Below are 17,093 nucleotides of genomic sequence, written 5' to 3'. Positions count from 1 at the left end.
GGGCTTGCCCGCGAATAGGCCCTAACAGGCACCCCCTTGTTCAAGGGATGCCTGGCGTCCTTCAGGGATAACGGCGCTTATCCGGTGCCGGCGGGAAATACTGATACAACCAGGTCTCGCTCAGCGTCCGGTCCTGGGTGCGGATAAACAGCCGCAGCTCCACCGGATCGACGCTGTCATTGGTCGGGTACCAGTCGAACGTCACGCGATAACCGCCGATCTCGTCCAGCTTGAGGACATTGAAATCCTTCACCTGCCCATTCGACGTAGTGACCACCGGCTCGATCCCGGTGCCCTCCGGCAACCGCTCCAGCCCGCCGCCGTTGAAATCCACGGCAAAGCGCCGCGCCCAGACCTCCGGATAATGCTCGCCCGGCGCCCAGCCCTCGATAAAGCCGCCCATGCCCGAACGGGTCGCATGCACCCGCGCCAGGGGCGTGCCCACCGGCGGCAAGGCACTCCAGTACAATTTGTAGCCGTAGTTCAGCGAATCGCCGGCCTTGACCGGCTGCTTCGGCGTCCAGAAGGCGACGATATTGTCCAGGGTCTCGCCCGTGGTCGGGATCTCCAGCAGGTCCACCGAGCCCTCGCCCCAGGGGGTGGTCGGCTCGACCCACAGGCTCGGCCGACGACTGTACCAGTCGACCGTGTCCTGGTAGCTGGCGAACTCATGGTCGGTCTGCACCAGGCCGAACCCCTTCGGGTCCTTGTCGGCGAAGGCATTGAACTGCAGTTTCGCCGGGTTGTTCAGCGGTCGGCAGATCCACTCGCCATTGCCTCGCCACATCGCCAGGCGGTCGGAATCGTGGATCTGCGGGTGGATGGTGTCGCACATGCGCCGCTCATGGGTGCCGCAACTGAACATGCTGGTCATCGGCGCGATACCCAGTTGCTCGATGGCGACCCGGGCGTTGACATGGGCATCGACCGCCATCACCACCTGTTCGGCCTGGCAATCGATATCAAACCGATAGGCACCGGTGGCGCTCGGCGAATCGAGCAAGGCATAGACCACGAAGCGAGTGCTTTCCTTGCCCGGCGTCTCGAACCAGAACTTGGTGAAGTCCGGGAACTCCTCGCGCTTCTGCGCATAGGTGTCAATGGCCAGTCCGCGGGCCGAGAGGCCGTACTGGCCGGTCTTGTCCACCGCGCGGAAATAGCTGGCGCCGAGAAACGAGAGGATATCGTGTTTGTCGATCTCCGGGGCCTTGAACAGCTTGAAGCCGGAGAAACCCAGGTCGCCCTTGAGCTGGGACTGATCGACACCACTGTTGGCGTAGTTGAACAGCGGCGGACGGAAGTGCACCTCCCGCGCCTGGCGGGTCTGGGCATCGACGCTGTACATGCGCACCGGTTGCTTGAAACCCATGCCGACGTGGAAGAACTGCACGTCCAGCTGGCCCTTGAGTTCGTTCCACAACGAATGCTTCGCGTCGTACTGGATGGCATTGAACTGCTGCGGGGTCATGTTCGCCAGGGTCGGCGGCAGCACCTGCCGGGTGCTGACATAAGGATTGCTCGCGAGTTTCTTCGCGTGGGTCTGCAACGCCTCGAAATCAAAGTGTTCGATGTCACCGTCCGCGGTGGCGGCAAGCGCCCTGGCCGCGAACAAACCGCTGGCCGACAGGCCGGTATAGGCCGCCAGGGCCATGGAAGCTTTCAGGAGATTGCGGCGATGCATAAAGAGACCTGTACTGGGGACGTTCCGGATGCCTGGCGGCTGCACGGCACCGGACTAAAGAAGCATTCGCTCATGACGGCGAGCAAACGCGGCTACCGACAAACAGATACCAAATCCTGATGAACGTTCGCAATGGCTTTGCAAAACTTGACGACAGCCTCCATTCAGCAAAGGTGTGGCTAGATGTTTCTAGCCCTGATCCGATTTCGGGGCGCCCCCTTAGCGACCGCCAGGCCCGACATGAAGATTTATTCAGAAAGTCTTCACCTCTTTCTTGGCAAAATCCCACACCTGCTGTGAAGGTTCGTACGAGGCAACTGCAATGACCCGCATCCTGACCATCGAAGATGATGCTGTAACCGCCAAGGAAATCGTGGCCGAGCTGAGCAGCCACGGGCTTGAAGTGGATTGGGTGGACAATGGCCGTGAGGGCCTGGTGCGCGCCGTGAGCGGCGACTATGACCTGATCACCCTCGATCGCATGCTGCCGGAGCTCGACGGCCTGGCCATCGTCACTACCCTGCGGACCATCGGCGTCGCCACGCCGATCCTGATGATCAGCGCCCTGTCCGATGTCGACGAGCGCGTGCGCGGACTGCGGGCCGGCGGCGACGACTACCTGACCAAGCCGTTCGCCTCGGACGAAATGGCCGCGCGGGTGGAAGTACTGCTGCGGCGCAAGAGCCCGGCACGGGAATTCGAAACCTCGCTGCGGGTCGCCGACCTGGAACTCAACCTGATCAGCCGCGAAGCCTCCCGGGCCGAGCAACTGCTGAGCCTGCTGCCCACCGAGTACAAGCTGCTGGAATTCCTGATGCGCAACACCGGGCAGATCCTGTCGCGGATGATGATCTTCGAGGAAGTCTGGGGTTATCATTTCGACCCGGGCACCAACCTCATCGACGTGCATATCGGTCGCCTGCGCAAGAAAATCGACGGTCCGGGCCTGGCGCCACTGATCCGCACCGTGCGAGGCTCGGGTTATGTCATTGCCGAACCCCTCTAAGGGCTGGCGCTCATCCACCAGCCGTATGCTGGCGCTGTACAGTTTTCTCTTCGTGGCCTGGAGCTGCAGCCTGATGGGCGTGCTCTACTACGAGGTTTCCGGTTACCTCAACACCCTGGCGCGGCATTCGCTGATGCAGCGCCAGCATCTGTTCTCACGCTTCCAGGGCCAGCAGCTGGTGGACGCCCTGACCACCAGCATGACCTTCGACATGCGTGGCGTGGACGCCTACGGCCTGTTCAATGCGCAGAAAATGCACCTCAGCGGGCCAATCCTGGAAATGCCGCCGGACCTGATCATGGACGGCCGCATCCACGAACTGGCCAACTGCATCGACTCCGACGACCCCAACCTGCCCCAGGACAGCTGCGACGCCGTCGCCACCCAGACCCATGACGGTAGCTGGTTGTTGCTGGTGCGCGACAACGGCTCGTTGTTCGGCGTGACCCGGATCATCCTGCACGCGCTGTTCTGGGCGGTGTCGCTGACCATCCTGCCCGGCGTGGCCGGCTGGCACCTGCTCAGGCGGCAACCGATCCGCCGGATCCGGGCGATCCAGGCCAGCGCCGAAGCCATCGTCGCCGGCGACCTCGGTCATCGCCTGCCGCTGTCCAACCGACGGGACGAACTGGATATGCTGGCGGCCATCGTCAACGCCATGCTCGATCGTATCGAACGGCTGATGAACGAGGTCAAGGGCGTCTGCGACAACATCGCCCACGACCTGCGCACGCCCCTCACCCGCCTGCGTGCCCAGCTCTACCGCATCCAGCAACAGGCCCCGGAAGACTCGCCCGAGGCCCTGCAACTGGACGGCGTGATCGCCGAAACCGACACTCTGATGGCCCGTTTCAAGGGGCTGTTGCGGATTTCCGAGCTGGAAGACCATCAGCGTCGCTCGGGCTTTGTCGTGCTCGACCCGCTGCCGTTGCTGCGCGAGCTGTACGACTTCTACCTGCCACTGGCCGAAGAAGCGGAAATCAGCATGCGCCTGGACCTGCCGGAGGCGCTGCCGTTTATCACCGGCGACCGCGCCCTGCTGTTCGAGGCACTGGCGAACCTGCTCAGCAACTCGATCAAATTCACCCCACCGGGCGGTGAGGTGGTGTTGCTGGCAGCCAACGATGGCGGCAGCACACGGATCGAAGTGATGGACTCGGGTCCCGGCATACCGCCATCCGAGCGCGACGCGGTGTTCCAGCGCTTCTATCGCTGCGACGACGGTAGCCAGCACAGCGGCTTTGGCCTCGGGTTATCGATTGTCGCGGCGATCATCAATCTGCACGGCTTCAGCCTGGAGATCGGTACCAGTGACCGGGCCGGGGCGCGGTTGATTCTGGAGTGCAAGGACAGTTTGATTGCGGTGGATTGAGTTCTGCGTGGTCAGCGATATCAGTGCTCAGTGAGCGATGGCGCTTGAAATACATGGATCAGCTTTCAGAGGAAATGATCGAGTCCTGACTGGACTCAGCATCCAGTTTCAAGCGATCAGCCTTGCTGATGTATTTAGGCTTGTTCTTCGGTGCCAGCTTGGCACTGGCCTTTTTGGCGTGAGCATCCAGAAGCTGTTTTATTTTTTTACGGCGATTCATGTATTTCTACTCGGTTTGCAGAGGCTGGAATGATACCAGACTCAAATATTGAACCAGACTCTCTGGGTCACGGCTTCGCCATGGACCACGCTTGCCAGGAGACAGGTCACGCCGCCTCGGTAGTGGCCACTCGCGCGGTGCGAATGAACAAGGCTCGCACCTTGTCCCAGAAATTGCCCCCCAGCACAAAAAAACTGCCGATCAGCATGAGATCGCCCAACAGCTGAAACTGCCAGAGGTTTGGCCGCAACCCCGGCCAGATAATATCGACGTAGGGTTCAAGAAGGGCCGCGATCAGCGGCAGGCAAAACATGACGAGACCGACGCGATGCCGCACCGGGCCAACTTCAGTGTCCAGGCTCGGTGCCAGTGACGTCACGTAGCCGAACACGCTGCGCTTCAACTGCTGGAACCCGGCCTTGCCCATGACAGCGATAACCAGGATCAGCAGGACCTTGTTACTGATAAACAGGATACCCGTCAGCGCGGCAATTCTTGACCCCGGCATACCCAAGGCAGCCACCAGTGGAACCATCAGCCACGATCCCAGCATGAGACAAAGAATCACGATACCCAGCTTGAAACGCCAGCCGGCCGAATGGGGTTGGGTCGTCATGATGATGCACCTTTTTAATGGGTCGCTGCAGAGTGTTGGCACGCCGAAAAGCGTAGCAGCTGATATAGCATGCCAAGCTGTCTTCGTCAGGCAGTGACGAGGCCGATTGAGAACACCGGGCGTTTAGAGCAGTCTGTTGCGAATTGCCTTGAGCACGGCATCGATGTGCCAATGTTCGACCCCTATGCATATCGCTCCAGTCGCGTCGGGTAACAGTTCGACATTTGTCGCTACCCCGTGGTCCGCCAGTAATCGCTGTGCATCTTGAAGGTGCCTGCGCCTACCGGTGAGCCATTGCCGGCGCTCTCCTGAAAGCAGAGTCAGCGTTTGCGGATAGGTGCGCGCCAGTTTTTGCCGCAAGTTGATCATCGCGGGTTTATCGTCGACGAAAAATGCTGGGGTCAGCACATACAAATGACCTGCCGCCGCACGCAGGTCATACAGGTCTTGCAGGTATTCCTCAACACTGCCACCACTGGCGACCGTCTCAATCGCTCCGCTAATGACGTCGACCAAGTGGGCGTCGACGCCGACGTAGCAATATTCCGTCATACCGCGCACGACACAATCTTCGCTATTGCTACGAACCACCCAATAGTCGCCATTCGCGGACAGCTCACAAGACTGAATGACAAAACGCTCAGGTTCTCCATCCCTGAGAACGCCGTCGTATAGGGCGAGCACGATAGTGCAGGCCTGTTGTGCAGATAACATGGGATCGCTCTCTTGCTCAGTGAATGCAGGTCCTTTTCCATTCGCCGTATTCGCGATGAAGTCTTGCTGCGGACCGCCAGTATAAGGCTTCTTCGAACTGCGGGCTCAAGCGGTCGAGCCATCAAGAGTGCGGCCCTGGAAAGTCATGACGTCATGCCCCTCTATGAGGAAGCGCCTGGCGTGGCCGGCACGTACGGCGTCTCCGGTGTCGGTCTCTATCCCGACGAGCGCCATCGCTGCCTCGGCGGATGCACAGGCGCTCGGCTTCACCTCGATGTATGCCGCACGCGGCTGGCTCAAGGTGCAACCTCTACGAGGACTGGACTCCCAGCGCGACCGACACGCGATAGCCATAGCAGGGGGATATCTGGCTGTTTTCTATCGGTCGTGACCGGTTGAATCCACAGCCAAAAGAAGCCAATCAATGAGGACTGTCTCCGATTCGAATTCGATGTGATCGATGGTGCCTATTACAGCTATGCGTTGCGCGCAGTCATAGACGACGTGGACCATAGCGAATATTGGTAAGTGGGTACGTAAATGCCAAAAGCCGCCATGTATTGGCCGCTGCCTATCCGTTAGACACGAATCAATCACCTCGATTACTATCTGTAAGTTCTGTCTGGGCAGCGAGAGTTCTGAAACTTTCAATGCAAGCGGCCGCCTGGTCATTCCAAGAAACGCCGCCTGGGCAAGATCGGAGTGCTTTTATTACCAGTCGGACCACTAATAAAGGAATGTTTAGCTTATGCAGGAAAGAGACGATGCCTTTTCCATTTCGATTAATGATCCTGACTTGATTGATGAGTCTGAAATAATAGCAATGGAAAACATTAATGATGCATTACCTCTAATATTCAAAGGGAACAGTATTTACAAGCTGTTAACTGCTGATTCAACTGACCCACAAAAAACCCAACCAGATACAGGGCACACGTATGAAAAAATAGCATCGTTTGGCGCTACCTCTCCCTATGTAGCCAGGATCTTTCTTCAGTTTAAACCAATTATTGATAAAGTTTTTTCTGAGGACTCCATAAAGCCGAAGCTTCTGGAGCAAGTGTGGAGTCTAAACGAGCAACTACTGCTCTGTGCACAGTTTGAGTCTAATATTCGTGAGCAGCTTGATGAGGTCATGCAAAAATGTGACATCATCATTGAGCGGAACAAATCCAATCGCGCTATTCCACCGCTCGCTAAAGTTAAAAACTTAGAAAATGACGCGAAATCTTTTCTTTTGGTCGGAAAACAGTTTTTAATAGATTGCTTTAAACTAATAAGTCTATTTACGGAATTGCCTTTGGGGGCGCGAGATGAGGCACATTTCAACAAGCATATAAAATGGCTGCAGCGGAATCGCCCTACTTTAAAAAAACTATCTTCAACCCTCGGCAATGACATATTTTGGATTCGTAGATTGTCGGAGTGCCGGAATGCTATTGAGCACCCTGGGCCAGGCCAATCTCTTACCATAGAAAATATAAAGCTTCATCCTGGCAATAAATTCTCGCTCCCGACTTGGAGCTACGATCTTACAAATAAAATAAATGTACAAGAATCCTTCGTTCCCATTCATCAAGAGCTTGACACCTACCTAAATAACATGCTTTATTTTTTAGAGGAAATCCTCATCTTCTGTATTTCCGAAAACTTACCCAGTGATGGAATGTTTTCAATATATCAACACGACGAGGCAGACATAAAGCCGAACTGCCCGATTAAGTATTATGCAAGCTTAAGTGCTGGATTTTATTCAAGGCTAAAACCATTTTAACTTTACAGCGATCTGAGCTGGCATCCGGGTGTGATTTCACACGCGAGCAGTCACCTCCGAGCAGGCATTTGATTTGCTGGCCGGAGCCTAGCAAGCTGAGAGCTTGCGAGCCAACACCCAATGGAAAGGACGACCATGTCGCGCAAAGACTTTGAAGCCAAGAAGCGTCACCATTACGTTTGGGCGAAATACCTGACCCGCTGGGGCCGCGGTACGAAGAATGTTTTCTACACCACGAAAACTGGAAAGATTGCCCACGACAGCGTGCGAGCCATAGTTGTTGACGACTATTTCTACAAGACCACCATGCTTACCAACATGGATGTTCAGGTGATTAAAGACCTCTCCAGAAAAAGCCCCGACCATCTTCATCAACAGCACATGTCGTATCTTAATGACTTTCTTAAGATGCAGCAGCTCGAGACCATCTACCGTAAATCTGGCATTCGGGATCAGAAAGCCGAGCTGCATCTTCATGCGATGAAGTGCAACTTACTGGAAAATCTCCACGCATCCCACGAAGAAAAGGCATTGCCAGTGTTAGCAGCGCTCGCTGATGAAAAGCTCGATGTACTGCAAGATAAACAGCACATGATCGAGTTCATGATGTTCTTCGGTCATCAGATCTCCCGCACGAAAACTTTCCGAGATGGCGTGATCCAGGTTCAACCACGGAGCAACGCCCTTGAAATTGAAGTGGCCGATGCTATGGCGCATGCATGGTGGTTCTTAAGCTACATGTTTGGGATGAGTATCGGCTTCAGCCTGTACGTAAGCCGCCACCAGAATAGGCATTCATTACTGGTGAATGACACTAAAGTGCCTTTCATCACGTCCGATCATCCTGTAGTCAACGTGCACTCTTGTGTCTCAGAGACAGAATTCACCGCACCTGAGTATGTTGACTTCTACTACCCGATCTCGCCGAGGATCGCGTACACAATCTGCAATTCCGAACGATTCATGCCGGGTAGAAATGAAGTTGATGAGGCTACCGTCCAGGAACTGAATACCAAAGTTGCCGCTCAATCCATGACGCACATCATTGGCGATAGTGAAAACGCAATTCTACCCTTCAAACAGTACATCGGACGGCGTTACAAAAGAACTCGTGATGACCATGTTATAGTCTGACTGAATAGGCCAATCGGTCTCTACTACACATAGTTACGACTCGATGATTCCTGCCCTTCAGAGGCAACGGTACCCGGTGCACGAGTTCGGTCACAACGCGCTGCTGTACCCTTCGCAACACCCGCGATGCGCCCGTACGCCTTGCGGATCAGGTCATAAGCGATGAAGACACCTTTTCTCACGGTGTCCCTTCGCGATCTTTGAAGATTGCAACATTGCTATCTGTTACTACGCAGTGTCTTCAATTCAGCTGGAGTGAGCTTTTTTGTGTCGGCATACTCTTGGAGATACCAGAAAAGGGCCGAGGTCGACCTCCTGAAACAGTCAAAACTTCAACTCAACTGAACTCATGAAATTTCGAATCAGTAGCAGATATCTCAAACTCTCAAACTCGATGGTTCGGGTTGCATCCTCGAAACTAGAGATCGAACCGATGATATGTAAACCTGAGAAATGCACGTATCCATAGAGGTTTCTGTAAACATCGGGAAGCCATGGGTACTCCCCTTTATTCGTTTCAACAAGGAACGCGTCTGACATCTGCTGTTTGCCACTTCGATCTTTCATTTTCTTTATTGGCTCCCCTTTCATCACATTTGTGGCAAATGCATGCGGATCAGGTGTAAACTAGGCAGCTGAAAATTGCAGTGCCATATCTATGTGCATTCGCAACAATGAGCGCACACAAACCATATTTCAGGTCCTGACCATTGCCGCCAGAGCACTCGAGGTGCTAACACTTCGCTTAATGGCAGCGAACACCATCCAGTCCAATGGATACATTGGACTGCCAGAAGGGCCAACAACTTCCATGCCTAGCTTAAGCAGCCCATCTTTGTCTCGTTCCAGGGCCTACAAAAGCACTTCGACATGCTCGCTCTGCACAGGGTGCCGATTGTCCATGTCTCAAATTCTCACGATTCAATTAGGGACGATGCGTTCACTTTTCTAAAACAAAGTGTCGCGTTAAAAAACGGAAGGCCAAAAACCACTGGAGACTAGCAGCAAATCATCGAGCGCTCTGCCACAGGGGCAAGCGGCCGGTTCATGGACCGCTGGCCGAAAGCAGCTGTTCGCGTCCGATCGCTTCCACCCCAGAGCCGCCAGTCTTCCTCGCCAGTTCTTGGGATATCATCAGGATCAGGGTTTGGACGAAGAGCTTAGGCATTGGCGGACCTGACGAGGGACGACGGTAGGGAGCGTAAGATGAGATTGAGTTGGTCAGCACATAGCCTCAGTGAGTTTTTAGGGAGGGAATATGGTTTTTGACGAGGACGATCGCTTTCAGCGATGGATAAAGGTTTCTATTGGGTTGATGAGGTTCGAACCACATCTAATGGGGCTAGTTCAGAGTCTCGGGGACATGGACATTAAGTTATATGAAACTGATGAAAAGCTTGTGGATTACTACTGCCAAAAAAACATCTCACCCGATTATGAGGATATTCAAGGACATGTGACCCAGTCATACCTATGGGTACTTGGCGCCTATGAAGTTGTCCGAACGTTGACTCAGCGAATGTCAGAAAATCAGTGTAATGATCCATCTCAGGTTTTTGAGAATTTCAGGCAGGTCAAAACAAGGTTTGCTCGTGTAAGAGTTCCTTTGGCAAAATTTGAGCCAGCATCAATCCATAAGAAGACAGACAGTCATATCGCCTATCCTGGGTTTTCTTTTAACCTTGGCATCGCCTGGCAGGTAAGTGAGGGCGTCATCGTCTCTCGTCGTGAACTTTCTGATGCGCTATTGAACGCGCTTGAACACGCTCGGGTGGAGAACTTACGCAAGTCACCAAGCTAATAACTGTATTCAGCGGCCGCTTATGGCCGATTCTGTTGAAAACAGTCGACCCGGGCTGGCGGTCCATGCATTGAGCGGTGAAAACGTCATTTTTGCACGCTGCTGCGTGAAATCTGAGTCCTGTACCCTCTGCTCAAAATACGGTTTTCAATCTCAGACGCGTACTTTTCTGTCGTGAAAGCCGAGACCGATTTTTTCAACAGAATCGGCCAAAAGCTGCCGCTCAATGGTGCGTACCAAACTAGGGGCGACTCGCTGTTGTTTGGGATCAGCTTCATAGTTCGAAGATGCCTGTTTGTGAAAGAGCTCCTCGCTTACGCGGCAACCTCGCATTTGAAGGCGGGTGTGTCGAGTGCGATTTTCGGCTCTCTGAGGCGGCCATGCCTATTCGCCTCCGCAATCTAGGCTCCTTCGTAATCGCGGATGACTGTCGAGCATGCGAATAGGTACCGGAGGACGCGATTGACTGTCGAAGTCATGCAATTGGCTAGCGATTTTTGAAGTCAGTGTGATGTCGACTTCGCGTGCGAATCGTTTTCGATCAGGCACGCGAATTAGTGTCGGAGTCGATGCGAATACTCAATCTAAGAAAAGAGTAATTCGAATGCGTTTTATAAGTTAAAATACTTATATGTAACGTCTGATAGCGCTAGGTAATTCTACTTACTGTTGCCCTAAGAGAACTTTCTCTCAAGAAAGTCCAGAACCTCCCTTAAACGTAGCAAAACTGAAGCAGGTAGAACTTCTTCCCCTATATCAGCGATGGCGCATCGTTCAGCCAAATACCAGCCTATCTGCTTCTTGGAGGGTTTGGCTTTAAGTTCCAGAGCAAGCTTAATTGCGTCTTCAGCCTCAGAACCAAGCAATGCTTCTAAGCTTGCCCCCTTATACGCGCCACTAACGGAGCTAATTGTAAGCACTTGGCAATCAGAGAGGTACCACTCTGAGCGGTAACGTTCGCGCTCTTTTATTCCCGCCTTATCATCGTCAAGCAACACTACGAAGTTCTCTCCACGACCCATAATTTGGCTAATTAGCGGCCCTGAAGCTCCTGAGCCAACCCCGGGAATTAGGCTGTAGGAGTATTTTTTACCAGTAGTTAATTGGGCAATTCGCAATGCATAATAATCAGAAACCCCCTCAACAATGACATAGGGGGGAGTGCCAATTATTTCCGGAGAGACGTATTGTAATTTTTCTATGACGGGCTGGAAATAGCTGGCTCGCGATGGATACTTAGAAACAAACTCTCTATACTTCGTCAATTTAACGTTAGTAGGTTTCGCGTTAAATCCAAAATTATCGTCTTGATCGTAATCAATCGCTGTGTTTTCAACAATGCACGCACCACTCAGCCATCTTGGATTTATCATATGATGACTGTGCGTAGAATAAATCACTCTGTTTCCCCCAGACGCTATTCTGGAGAAGCTTGTAAGCAACTCGGCTTGAGCTTTTGCGTGAAGATTTGCGGCTGGCTCATCAAACATGAATATAGTTGGCCTCGACTGAGCCTGCTTGAATGACGTGAACAGCAGAAATGAAAAGAACCACCGAAAGCCTAATGAACGCTCACTTATCGAATACCTAGACTCACCATCAGATAAGTGAAAGGATGCATATGGCATATCGTCTTTCTCAGAGTCAACATTCCACTCAACAAAAATATTTTTTGCAGATATTGGTCGTTGAAAAACCCTCTGCCAACTCCCCAAAACCTCGCGAGTAACTGCGTTAGATATTTTTTGAAACACTGAATCAATTGGTGCTTTGCTAGGGCTTCCAAAAAATGTGGAGTACCATCCTTTAGCACCTTGCGATGCTTTATAATCCGCTATTCTTTGGCATACATGCCGATCAACACTTAGATCCTCACTAAGACTATTCAGTATATTTTGAAACGCTAGTCTGTAATAACGGTTTATAGGCTTTTCCGCCTCATGCTCTTGAAGGTAAATTCTTGAGGGCATGTCTACTAAAAATGTCGGAAAATAAGAAATTTGCGGTAGCTTTTTCGTTAAGTGCTCTGCGCAATTCAGCCAAAAGTCAGGCGTATCCTTATTTTTTGGCCTCGCATAGGCTTTAAATGCAGTCTTTTTGCTTCTTCGAACTTTTGGCTTAAAATTCCAAATGTTGTTTGTTTCTTTTAACACACTATCTTCAAAATCATATTCTCGCCGTATTTCGAATATTGACAATACCGAATTGCTATCCAGCTCTAATTTTTGGGATGCGGCGATCTCATGCAACTCATTGATATCTTCATCCTGAAGGCGTACCTTCGCAGAAATGCTGATAGACGAAGAGAATGCCGCTTTTTTATGGATTGGAATCAGCGCTGCACCATATGTTTTTGAGTGAACCCCATCAAAAAGTGCTGACACGAACTTATCACCACTTACAAAGTGAGACAGAGCCTCAAGAATTGTTGTCTTTCCGCTCTCATTAAGCCCAATCAAAGTAATTACGGGACAGTCAATCCGATCTTCGAGATCGACAGAAACCATTTCAATTCCCTTAAAGTTCTTAATTGTGAAAGTTTCTATCGTCGGCATAAAACATCACTCCCTGATCGTTTTTTCTAAAGCAATTAAAGACACTGGTGAGCAGTAAGCATCAGAATGCCACTATCATTGTGAAGGTCAAGACTTTTATTTTGAAAGCAGTAATTGCGCTGAATGTCCGCAGACAACCGTTCGCAATATCGCGGGCCGCGCTGGTCATTGAGCTATGAGTAACCCAGGATTTCCAGTAGCCCTAAAAGCCTAGAGTGAGCACAGGAGGGGTAAGTCGCATATGAAGGGCCGCTTCTGGCCGAAAGCGAGCGCTTGAGAACGCCCACTCCTGCTCCCCAATTCGCGAAACCGCAGGACAACTCCCTTTCCCTCGCCTGAAATTTCCTAGAAAATCCCGAACGCTTGTTTGCGCCTGATCACACCGCTAGGCTTCGACTCGTCACTGCACATCAGTGACAGGGTTTGGTAGCCCTCGGTGTAACTAGGCGCAAAGCGCCACCTTGAGCAAGGCGCTTTTTTTCGGCCTCGGCTTTATGGTGGCCGTGCGCAGGGCGTCCTCGGACGCGCCGGGTTCCTAGTGCACCGGTCTACCAACCTGCGTACGGCCGCCACCCCTGAATCGTTTGGTAGCGATGGTGACGGCTCCTTAACTTGCACTAGGAGTATCGAAACCATGTTCAAACCCACCCCCAACCCGCCTGCAACGCCCAGCACCAACATCGACGCTCGGCTTGCCGACCGCGCCCTCTCCCACTACAACCTCGGGCCGAAGGCCATATCGAAACCCGTACCTATCACACCACCCTCCAATCAGCTCTCCGCCCTGGCAACCCAGGAAGACGCCCTGGTAAACGCCTATTCACTCCTGCAATCCGCCGCGGCCACCGCCTATGAAAACGCCGACAACCAGACCGGGGCCAACCGCAAGGTGGCGATGGGTGTGGTGCATTTGATCGAGATGGCGCAGGTGTGGATCGATGCGGTGCTGGATAAGCAGCCCGCCAGCATCGGTAGCTGACAGCGCTCAGGGATGAACGGGAAGCAAGGCTTCCCGTTTCTTTTGCCGGTATGTGTGATGTGACGCAGAGCGTCACGGGCTGCATTCCCACGCAGAGCGTGGGATTGATCGGCAAAGGCTTCCCGTTTCTTTTGCCGGCATGTGTGATGTGACGCAGAGCGTCACGGGCTGCGTTCCCACGCAGAGCGTGGGAACGATCGGCAAAGGCTTCCCGTTTCTTTTGCCGACATCTGTGATGTGACGCAGAGCGTCACGGGCTGCATTCCCACGCGGAGCGTGGGAACGATCAGCGCAGCAAGCCAGGGCTCAGTTGCTGGGCCGTTGCTTGGTCGCATCCAACTCGGCCTTTTTGGCCGTGCTGAGTTCGGTGATTTTCGCCGACTTGGCGATCGCCATATCGAAGGTGTCCTGCATCTTGGCAATGGCGTCGGTCGCCGTACCCTTGAGCCCACCGTTGGCGGCCCAGTCGAAGTTCCAGACGCCGGACAGGTTGTCGGCCCCGGCCACGTCATGGGTTTCGATGGCGGTAAAGACGTCGGGATGGCGCTCCATGTACTTGGCCGCTTCGGAGACGTTGGCGGGAACCTTGCCCGAGGTGTCGTTGGCCAGTTGAGAAAGCTCCTGCTTGGTGATCGCCGACTTGCCATTCTTGCGCATGTAGTCGGCAATGACCTGGCTGGACTTGGCCGTGTCCAGCGTGCTGTCAAACACGGAACTTGACGCTTTCGGACTGCTCGGCCCGCTACCAGCGGGTGATACGGTAGTAGACATCGGCGCTGCTCCCTCGATGGAATGACTGATATCGCCGCAATGACGATCACGAGTCACAGACGGTAGCATGGGCCAATGGCCACTCCTCGGCGCCTTCACAACAATTCACAACGTTTCTCATCCGCTGCCCCTGGCTCGTCACCAGACACAAAAAAAGCACCCGCAGGTGCTTTTCTTGTCAGCGCTGTCAGCTCGCCAGACCCGCCGCCCGGGCCCGCGCCGTGTGCAGTTTCTTGTAGCTGTCGATCAGCCGCTGATGCCGGTCGAGCCCTTCCAGTTTCATACTGGTCGGCGTCAGGCCATGGAAGCGCACACTGCCGTTCACCGAGCCGATCACCGCGTCCATACGCTCGTTGCCGAACATGCGACGGAAGTTGGCTTCGTAGTCTTCCAGCTGCAGATCCTCATCCAGGTGCATCTCCAGCACCGCGTTCACGGCCTGGTAAAACAGCCCGCGCTCGACGGTGTTGTCGTTGTACTGCAGGAAGGTTTCCACCAACTCCTTCGCCTCGTCGTAATGCTGCAAGGCGAGATGGATCAGCAGCTTCAACTCCAGGATGGTCAACTGGCCCCAGGCGGTGTTGTCGTCGAACTCGATGCCGATCAGGGTGGTGATGTCGGTGTAGTCGTCCAGTTCGCTCTCTTCCAGCAGCCCGACCAGCGCTTGCAGGCCGTCATCGTCCAGGCTGTGCAGGTTGAGGATATCCTCGCGGAAGAACAGGGCCTTGTTGGTGTTGTCCCAGATCAGGTCGTCGACCGGATAGATCTCCGAATAGTCCGGTACCAGGATGCGGCAGGCAGTGGCCCCGAGGTCGTCGTACACCGCCATGTACACTTCCTTGCCCATTGCTTCGAGGATGCCGAACAGCGTTGCGGCCTCCTCGGCATTGGAGTCTTCACCCTGGCCGGAGAAGTCCCATTCGACAAACTCGTAATCGGACCTGGCGCTGAAGAAGCGCCACGACACCACGCCGCTGGAGTCGATAAAGTGCTCGACGAAGTTGTTCGGCTCGGTCACCGCGTGGCCTTCGAAGGTCGGCTGCGGCAGATCGTTCAGGCCTTCGAAACTGCGGCCCTGGAGCAACTCGGTCAGACTGCGTTCCAGCGCCACCTCGAAGCTCGGATGCGCACCGAACGAGGCAAATACGCCGCCGGTCCGCGGGTTCATCAAGGTCACGCACATCACCGGGAACTCACCGCCCAGCGACGCATCCTTGACCAGCACCGGGAAGCCCTGCTCTTCCAGGCCCTGGATGCCGGCCAGGATGCCGGGGTACTTCGCCAGCACCTCCTGCGGCACATCCGGCAGGGCCATTTCACCTTCGAGGATTTCGCGTTTCACCGCACGCTCGAAGATTTCCGACAGGCACTGCACCTGCGCTTCGGCCAGGGTATTGCCAGCACTCATGCCATTGCTGAGGAACAGGTTCTCGATCAGGTTGGACGGGAAGTACACCACTTCACCGTCCGACTGGCGCACATAGGGCAGCGAGCAGATGCCGCGCTCGGTATTGCCGGAGTTGGTGTCGTACAGGTGCGAGCCGCGCAGTTCGCCATCGGGGTTGTAGATCTTCAGGCAGTACTCGTCGAGGATCTCGGTCGGCAGCGCGTCTTTACGACCGGGCTTGAACCAGCGCTCGTTCGGGTAGTGCACAAACGCCGCGTTGGCGATGTCTTCGCCCCAGAACTGATCGTTGTAGAAGAAGTTGCAGTTGAGCCGCTCGATAAACTCGCCCAGCGCCGACGCCAGCGCGCCTTCCTTGGTCGAGCCCTTGCCATTGGTGAAGCACATCGGCGAGTGCGCATCGCGAATATGCAGCGACCAGACGTTGGGCACGATATTGCGCCACGAAGCGATCTCGATCTTCATGCCCAGGTCCGCCAGGAGGCCGGACATGTTGGCGATGGTCTGTTCCAGCGGCAGGTCCTTGCCAGCGATGTAGGTCAGCGCTTCGGAATCGGAGTTGAGCATCAGCAACGCCTGGGCATCGGCGTCGAGGTTGTCCACTTCCTCGATCACGAACTCGGGGCCGGTCTGCACCACCTTTTTCACCGTGCAGCGGTCGATGGAACGCAGGATGCCCTGGCGGTCCTTGGCCGAGATATCCGCCGGCAACTCGACCTGGATCTTGAAGATCTGGTTGTAGCGGTTTTCCGGATCGACGATGTTGTTCTGCGAGAGGCGGATGTTCTCGGTGGGAATATTGCGCGTCTGGCAGTACAGCTTGACGAAATAGGCGGCGCACAACGCCGAAGAAGCCAGGAAATAATCGAACGGACCCGGGGCCGAGCCGTCGCCCTTATAGCGGATAGGTTGATCGGCCACCACCGTGAAGTCATCGAACTTGGCTTCAAGTCGAAGGTTGTCGAGAAAATTAACCTTGATTTCCATGCGGGAATTACCACTATAACGAGCTAAATAATTTGGCCGGCATTATCCGGTTTTTCCACCAGAAGAGCACGCTGTCAC

13 protein-coding genes are annotated in these 17,093 nt (G+C 54.2%); 6 read left to right on the top strand and 7 right to left on the bottom strand.

Annotation, left to right across the window (positions count from 1 at the left end; genetic code table 11):
* Nucleotides 1-61: 61 nt before the first annotated feature.
* Nucleotides 62-1,681: a glucan biosynthesis protein D gene (locus HX881_RS29350; RefSeq protein WP_042935493.1), complete on the bottom strand. Its 1,620-nt coding sequence runs from the start codon at nucleotides 1,679-1,681 to the stop codon at nucleotides 62-64.
* Nucleotides 1,682-2,003: 322 nt separating this feature from the next.
* On the opposite strand from HX881_RS29350, the gene HX881_RS29345 reads away from it, so the two are divergent.
* Entirely contained in the window at nucleotides 2,004-2,687 is a 684-nt protein-coding gene (locus tag HX881_RS29345) for a response regulator transcription factor (RefSeq protein ID WP_017126654.1), read from the top strand.
* Nucleotides 2,665-4,059 carry a sensor histidine kinase gene (locus HX881_RS29340; RefSeq protein WP_177066085.1) on the top strand — a complete coding sequence of 465 codons (1,395 nt, stop codon included), beginning with the start codon at nucleotides 2,665-2,667 and terminating at the stop codon, nucleotides 4,057-4,059. The genes HX881_RS29345 and HX881_RS29340 overlap by 23 nt, the downstream gene beginning before the upstream one ends.
* 58 nt (nucleotides 4,060-4,117) lie before the next feature.
* Here the strand turns inward: HX881_RS29340 and HX881_RS29335 are convergent, their stop codons facing one another.
* From HX881_RS29335 to HX881_RS29325, 3 genes are all read right to left on the bottom strand, one after another.
* On the bottom strand, nucleotides 4,118-4,279 hold the full coding sequence (locus tag HX881_RS29335; RefSeq protein ID WP_017126656.1) for a DUF2986 domain-containing protein: 162 nt from the start codon (nucleotides 4,277-4,279) through the stop codon (nucleotides 4,118-4,120).
* 106 nt (nucleotides 4,280-4,385) lie between these two features.
* Complete coding sequence (locus HX881_RS29330) at nucleotides 4,386-4,895, bottom strand: transporter suffix domain-containing protein (protein ID WP_017126657.1); 510 nt, start codon at nucleotides 4,893-4,895, stop codon at nucleotides 4,386-4,388.
* A gap of 123 nt (nucleotides 4,896-5,018) precedes the next feature.
* Nucleotides 5,019-5,609, bottom strand: a complete 591-nt coding sequence (locus tag HX881_RS29325) for a hypothetical protein (protein ID WP_218171795.1) — start codon at nucleotides 5,607-5,609, stop codon at nucleotides 5,019-5,021.
* Between the two features lie 748 nt (nucleotides 5,610-6,357).
* Here HX881_RS29325 and HX881_RS29320 point away from each other — a divergent pair.
* The 3 genes from HX881_RS29320 (at nucleotide 6,358) to HX881_RS29310 (ending at nucleotide 10,318) form a co-directional block, all read left to right on the top strand.
* Entirely contained in the window at nucleotides 6,358-7,383 is a 1,026-nt protein-coding gene (locus tag HX881_RS29320; RefSeq protein WP_177088044.1) for a hypothetical protein, read from the top strand.
* A gap of 135 nt (nucleotides 7,384-7,518) precedes the next feature.
* A complete protein-coding gene (locus HX881_RS29315) occupies nucleotides 7,519-8,517 on the top strand; it encodes a DUF4238 domain-containing protein (protein WP_177088042.1) in 999 nt (332 codons plus the stop codon).
* A 1,363-nt stretch (nucleotides 8,518-9,880) separates the two neighbouring features.
* Nucleotides 9,881-10,318 carry a hypothetical protein gene (locus HX881_RS29310; RefSeq protein WP_246356603.1) on the top strand — a complete coding sequence of 146 codons (438 nt, stop codon included), beginning with the start codon at nucleotides 9,881-9,883 and terminating at the stop codon, nucleotides 10,316-10,318.
* Between the two features lie 674 nt (nucleotides 10,319-10,992).
* Here HX881_RS29310 and HX881_RS29305 read toward each other — a convergent pair.
* Nucleotides 10,993-12,873, bottom strand: coding sequence for an AAA family ATPase (locus tag HX881_RS29305; protein WP_177088038.1), 1,881 nt, complete (start codon nucleotides 12,871-12,873; stop codon nucleotides 10,993-10,995).
* Nucleotides 12,874-13,507: 634 nt separating this feature from the next.
* On the opposite strand from HX881_RS29305, the gene HX881_RS29300 reads away from it, so the two are divergent.
* Entirely contained in the window at nucleotides 13,508-13,852 is a 345-nt protein-coding gene (locus HX881_RS29300) for a DUF6124 family protein (RefSeq protein WP_177088036.1), read from the top strand.
* Nucleotides 13,853-14,158: 306 nt separating this feature from the next.
* Here HX881_RS29300 and HX881_RS29295 read toward each other — a convergent pair whose 3' ends face one another.
* The gene (locus HX881_RS29295) at nucleotides 14,159-14,563 is read right to left on the bottom strand and encodes a hypothetical protein (protein ID WP_017127195.1); all 405 of its coding nucleotides are present in this window, start codon (nucleotides 14,561-14,563) and stop codon (nucleotides 14,159-14,161) included.
* A 247-nt stretch (nucleotides 14,564-14,810) separates the two neighbouring features.
* Nucleotides 14,811-17,015 (bottom strand): OsmC domain/YcaO domain-containing protein, encoded by a 2,205-nt coding sequence (locus HX881_RS29290; RefSeq protein ID WP_177088034.1) that lies wholly within the window; start codon nucleotides 17,013-17,015, stop codon nucleotides 14,811-14,813.
* Between the last annotated feature and the right edge of the window lie 78 nt (nucleotides 17,016-17,093).

The organism is Pseudomonas gingeri (assembly GCF_013386115.1).
Taxonomy (GTDB): domain Bacteria; phylum Pseudomonadota; class Gammaproteobacteria; order Pseudomonadales; family Pseudomonadaceae; genus Aquipseudomonas; species Aquipseudomonas gingeri.
Note: the sequence above shows the minus strand (reverse complement) of the source record. Positions and strands in the feature narration are given on the sequence as shown.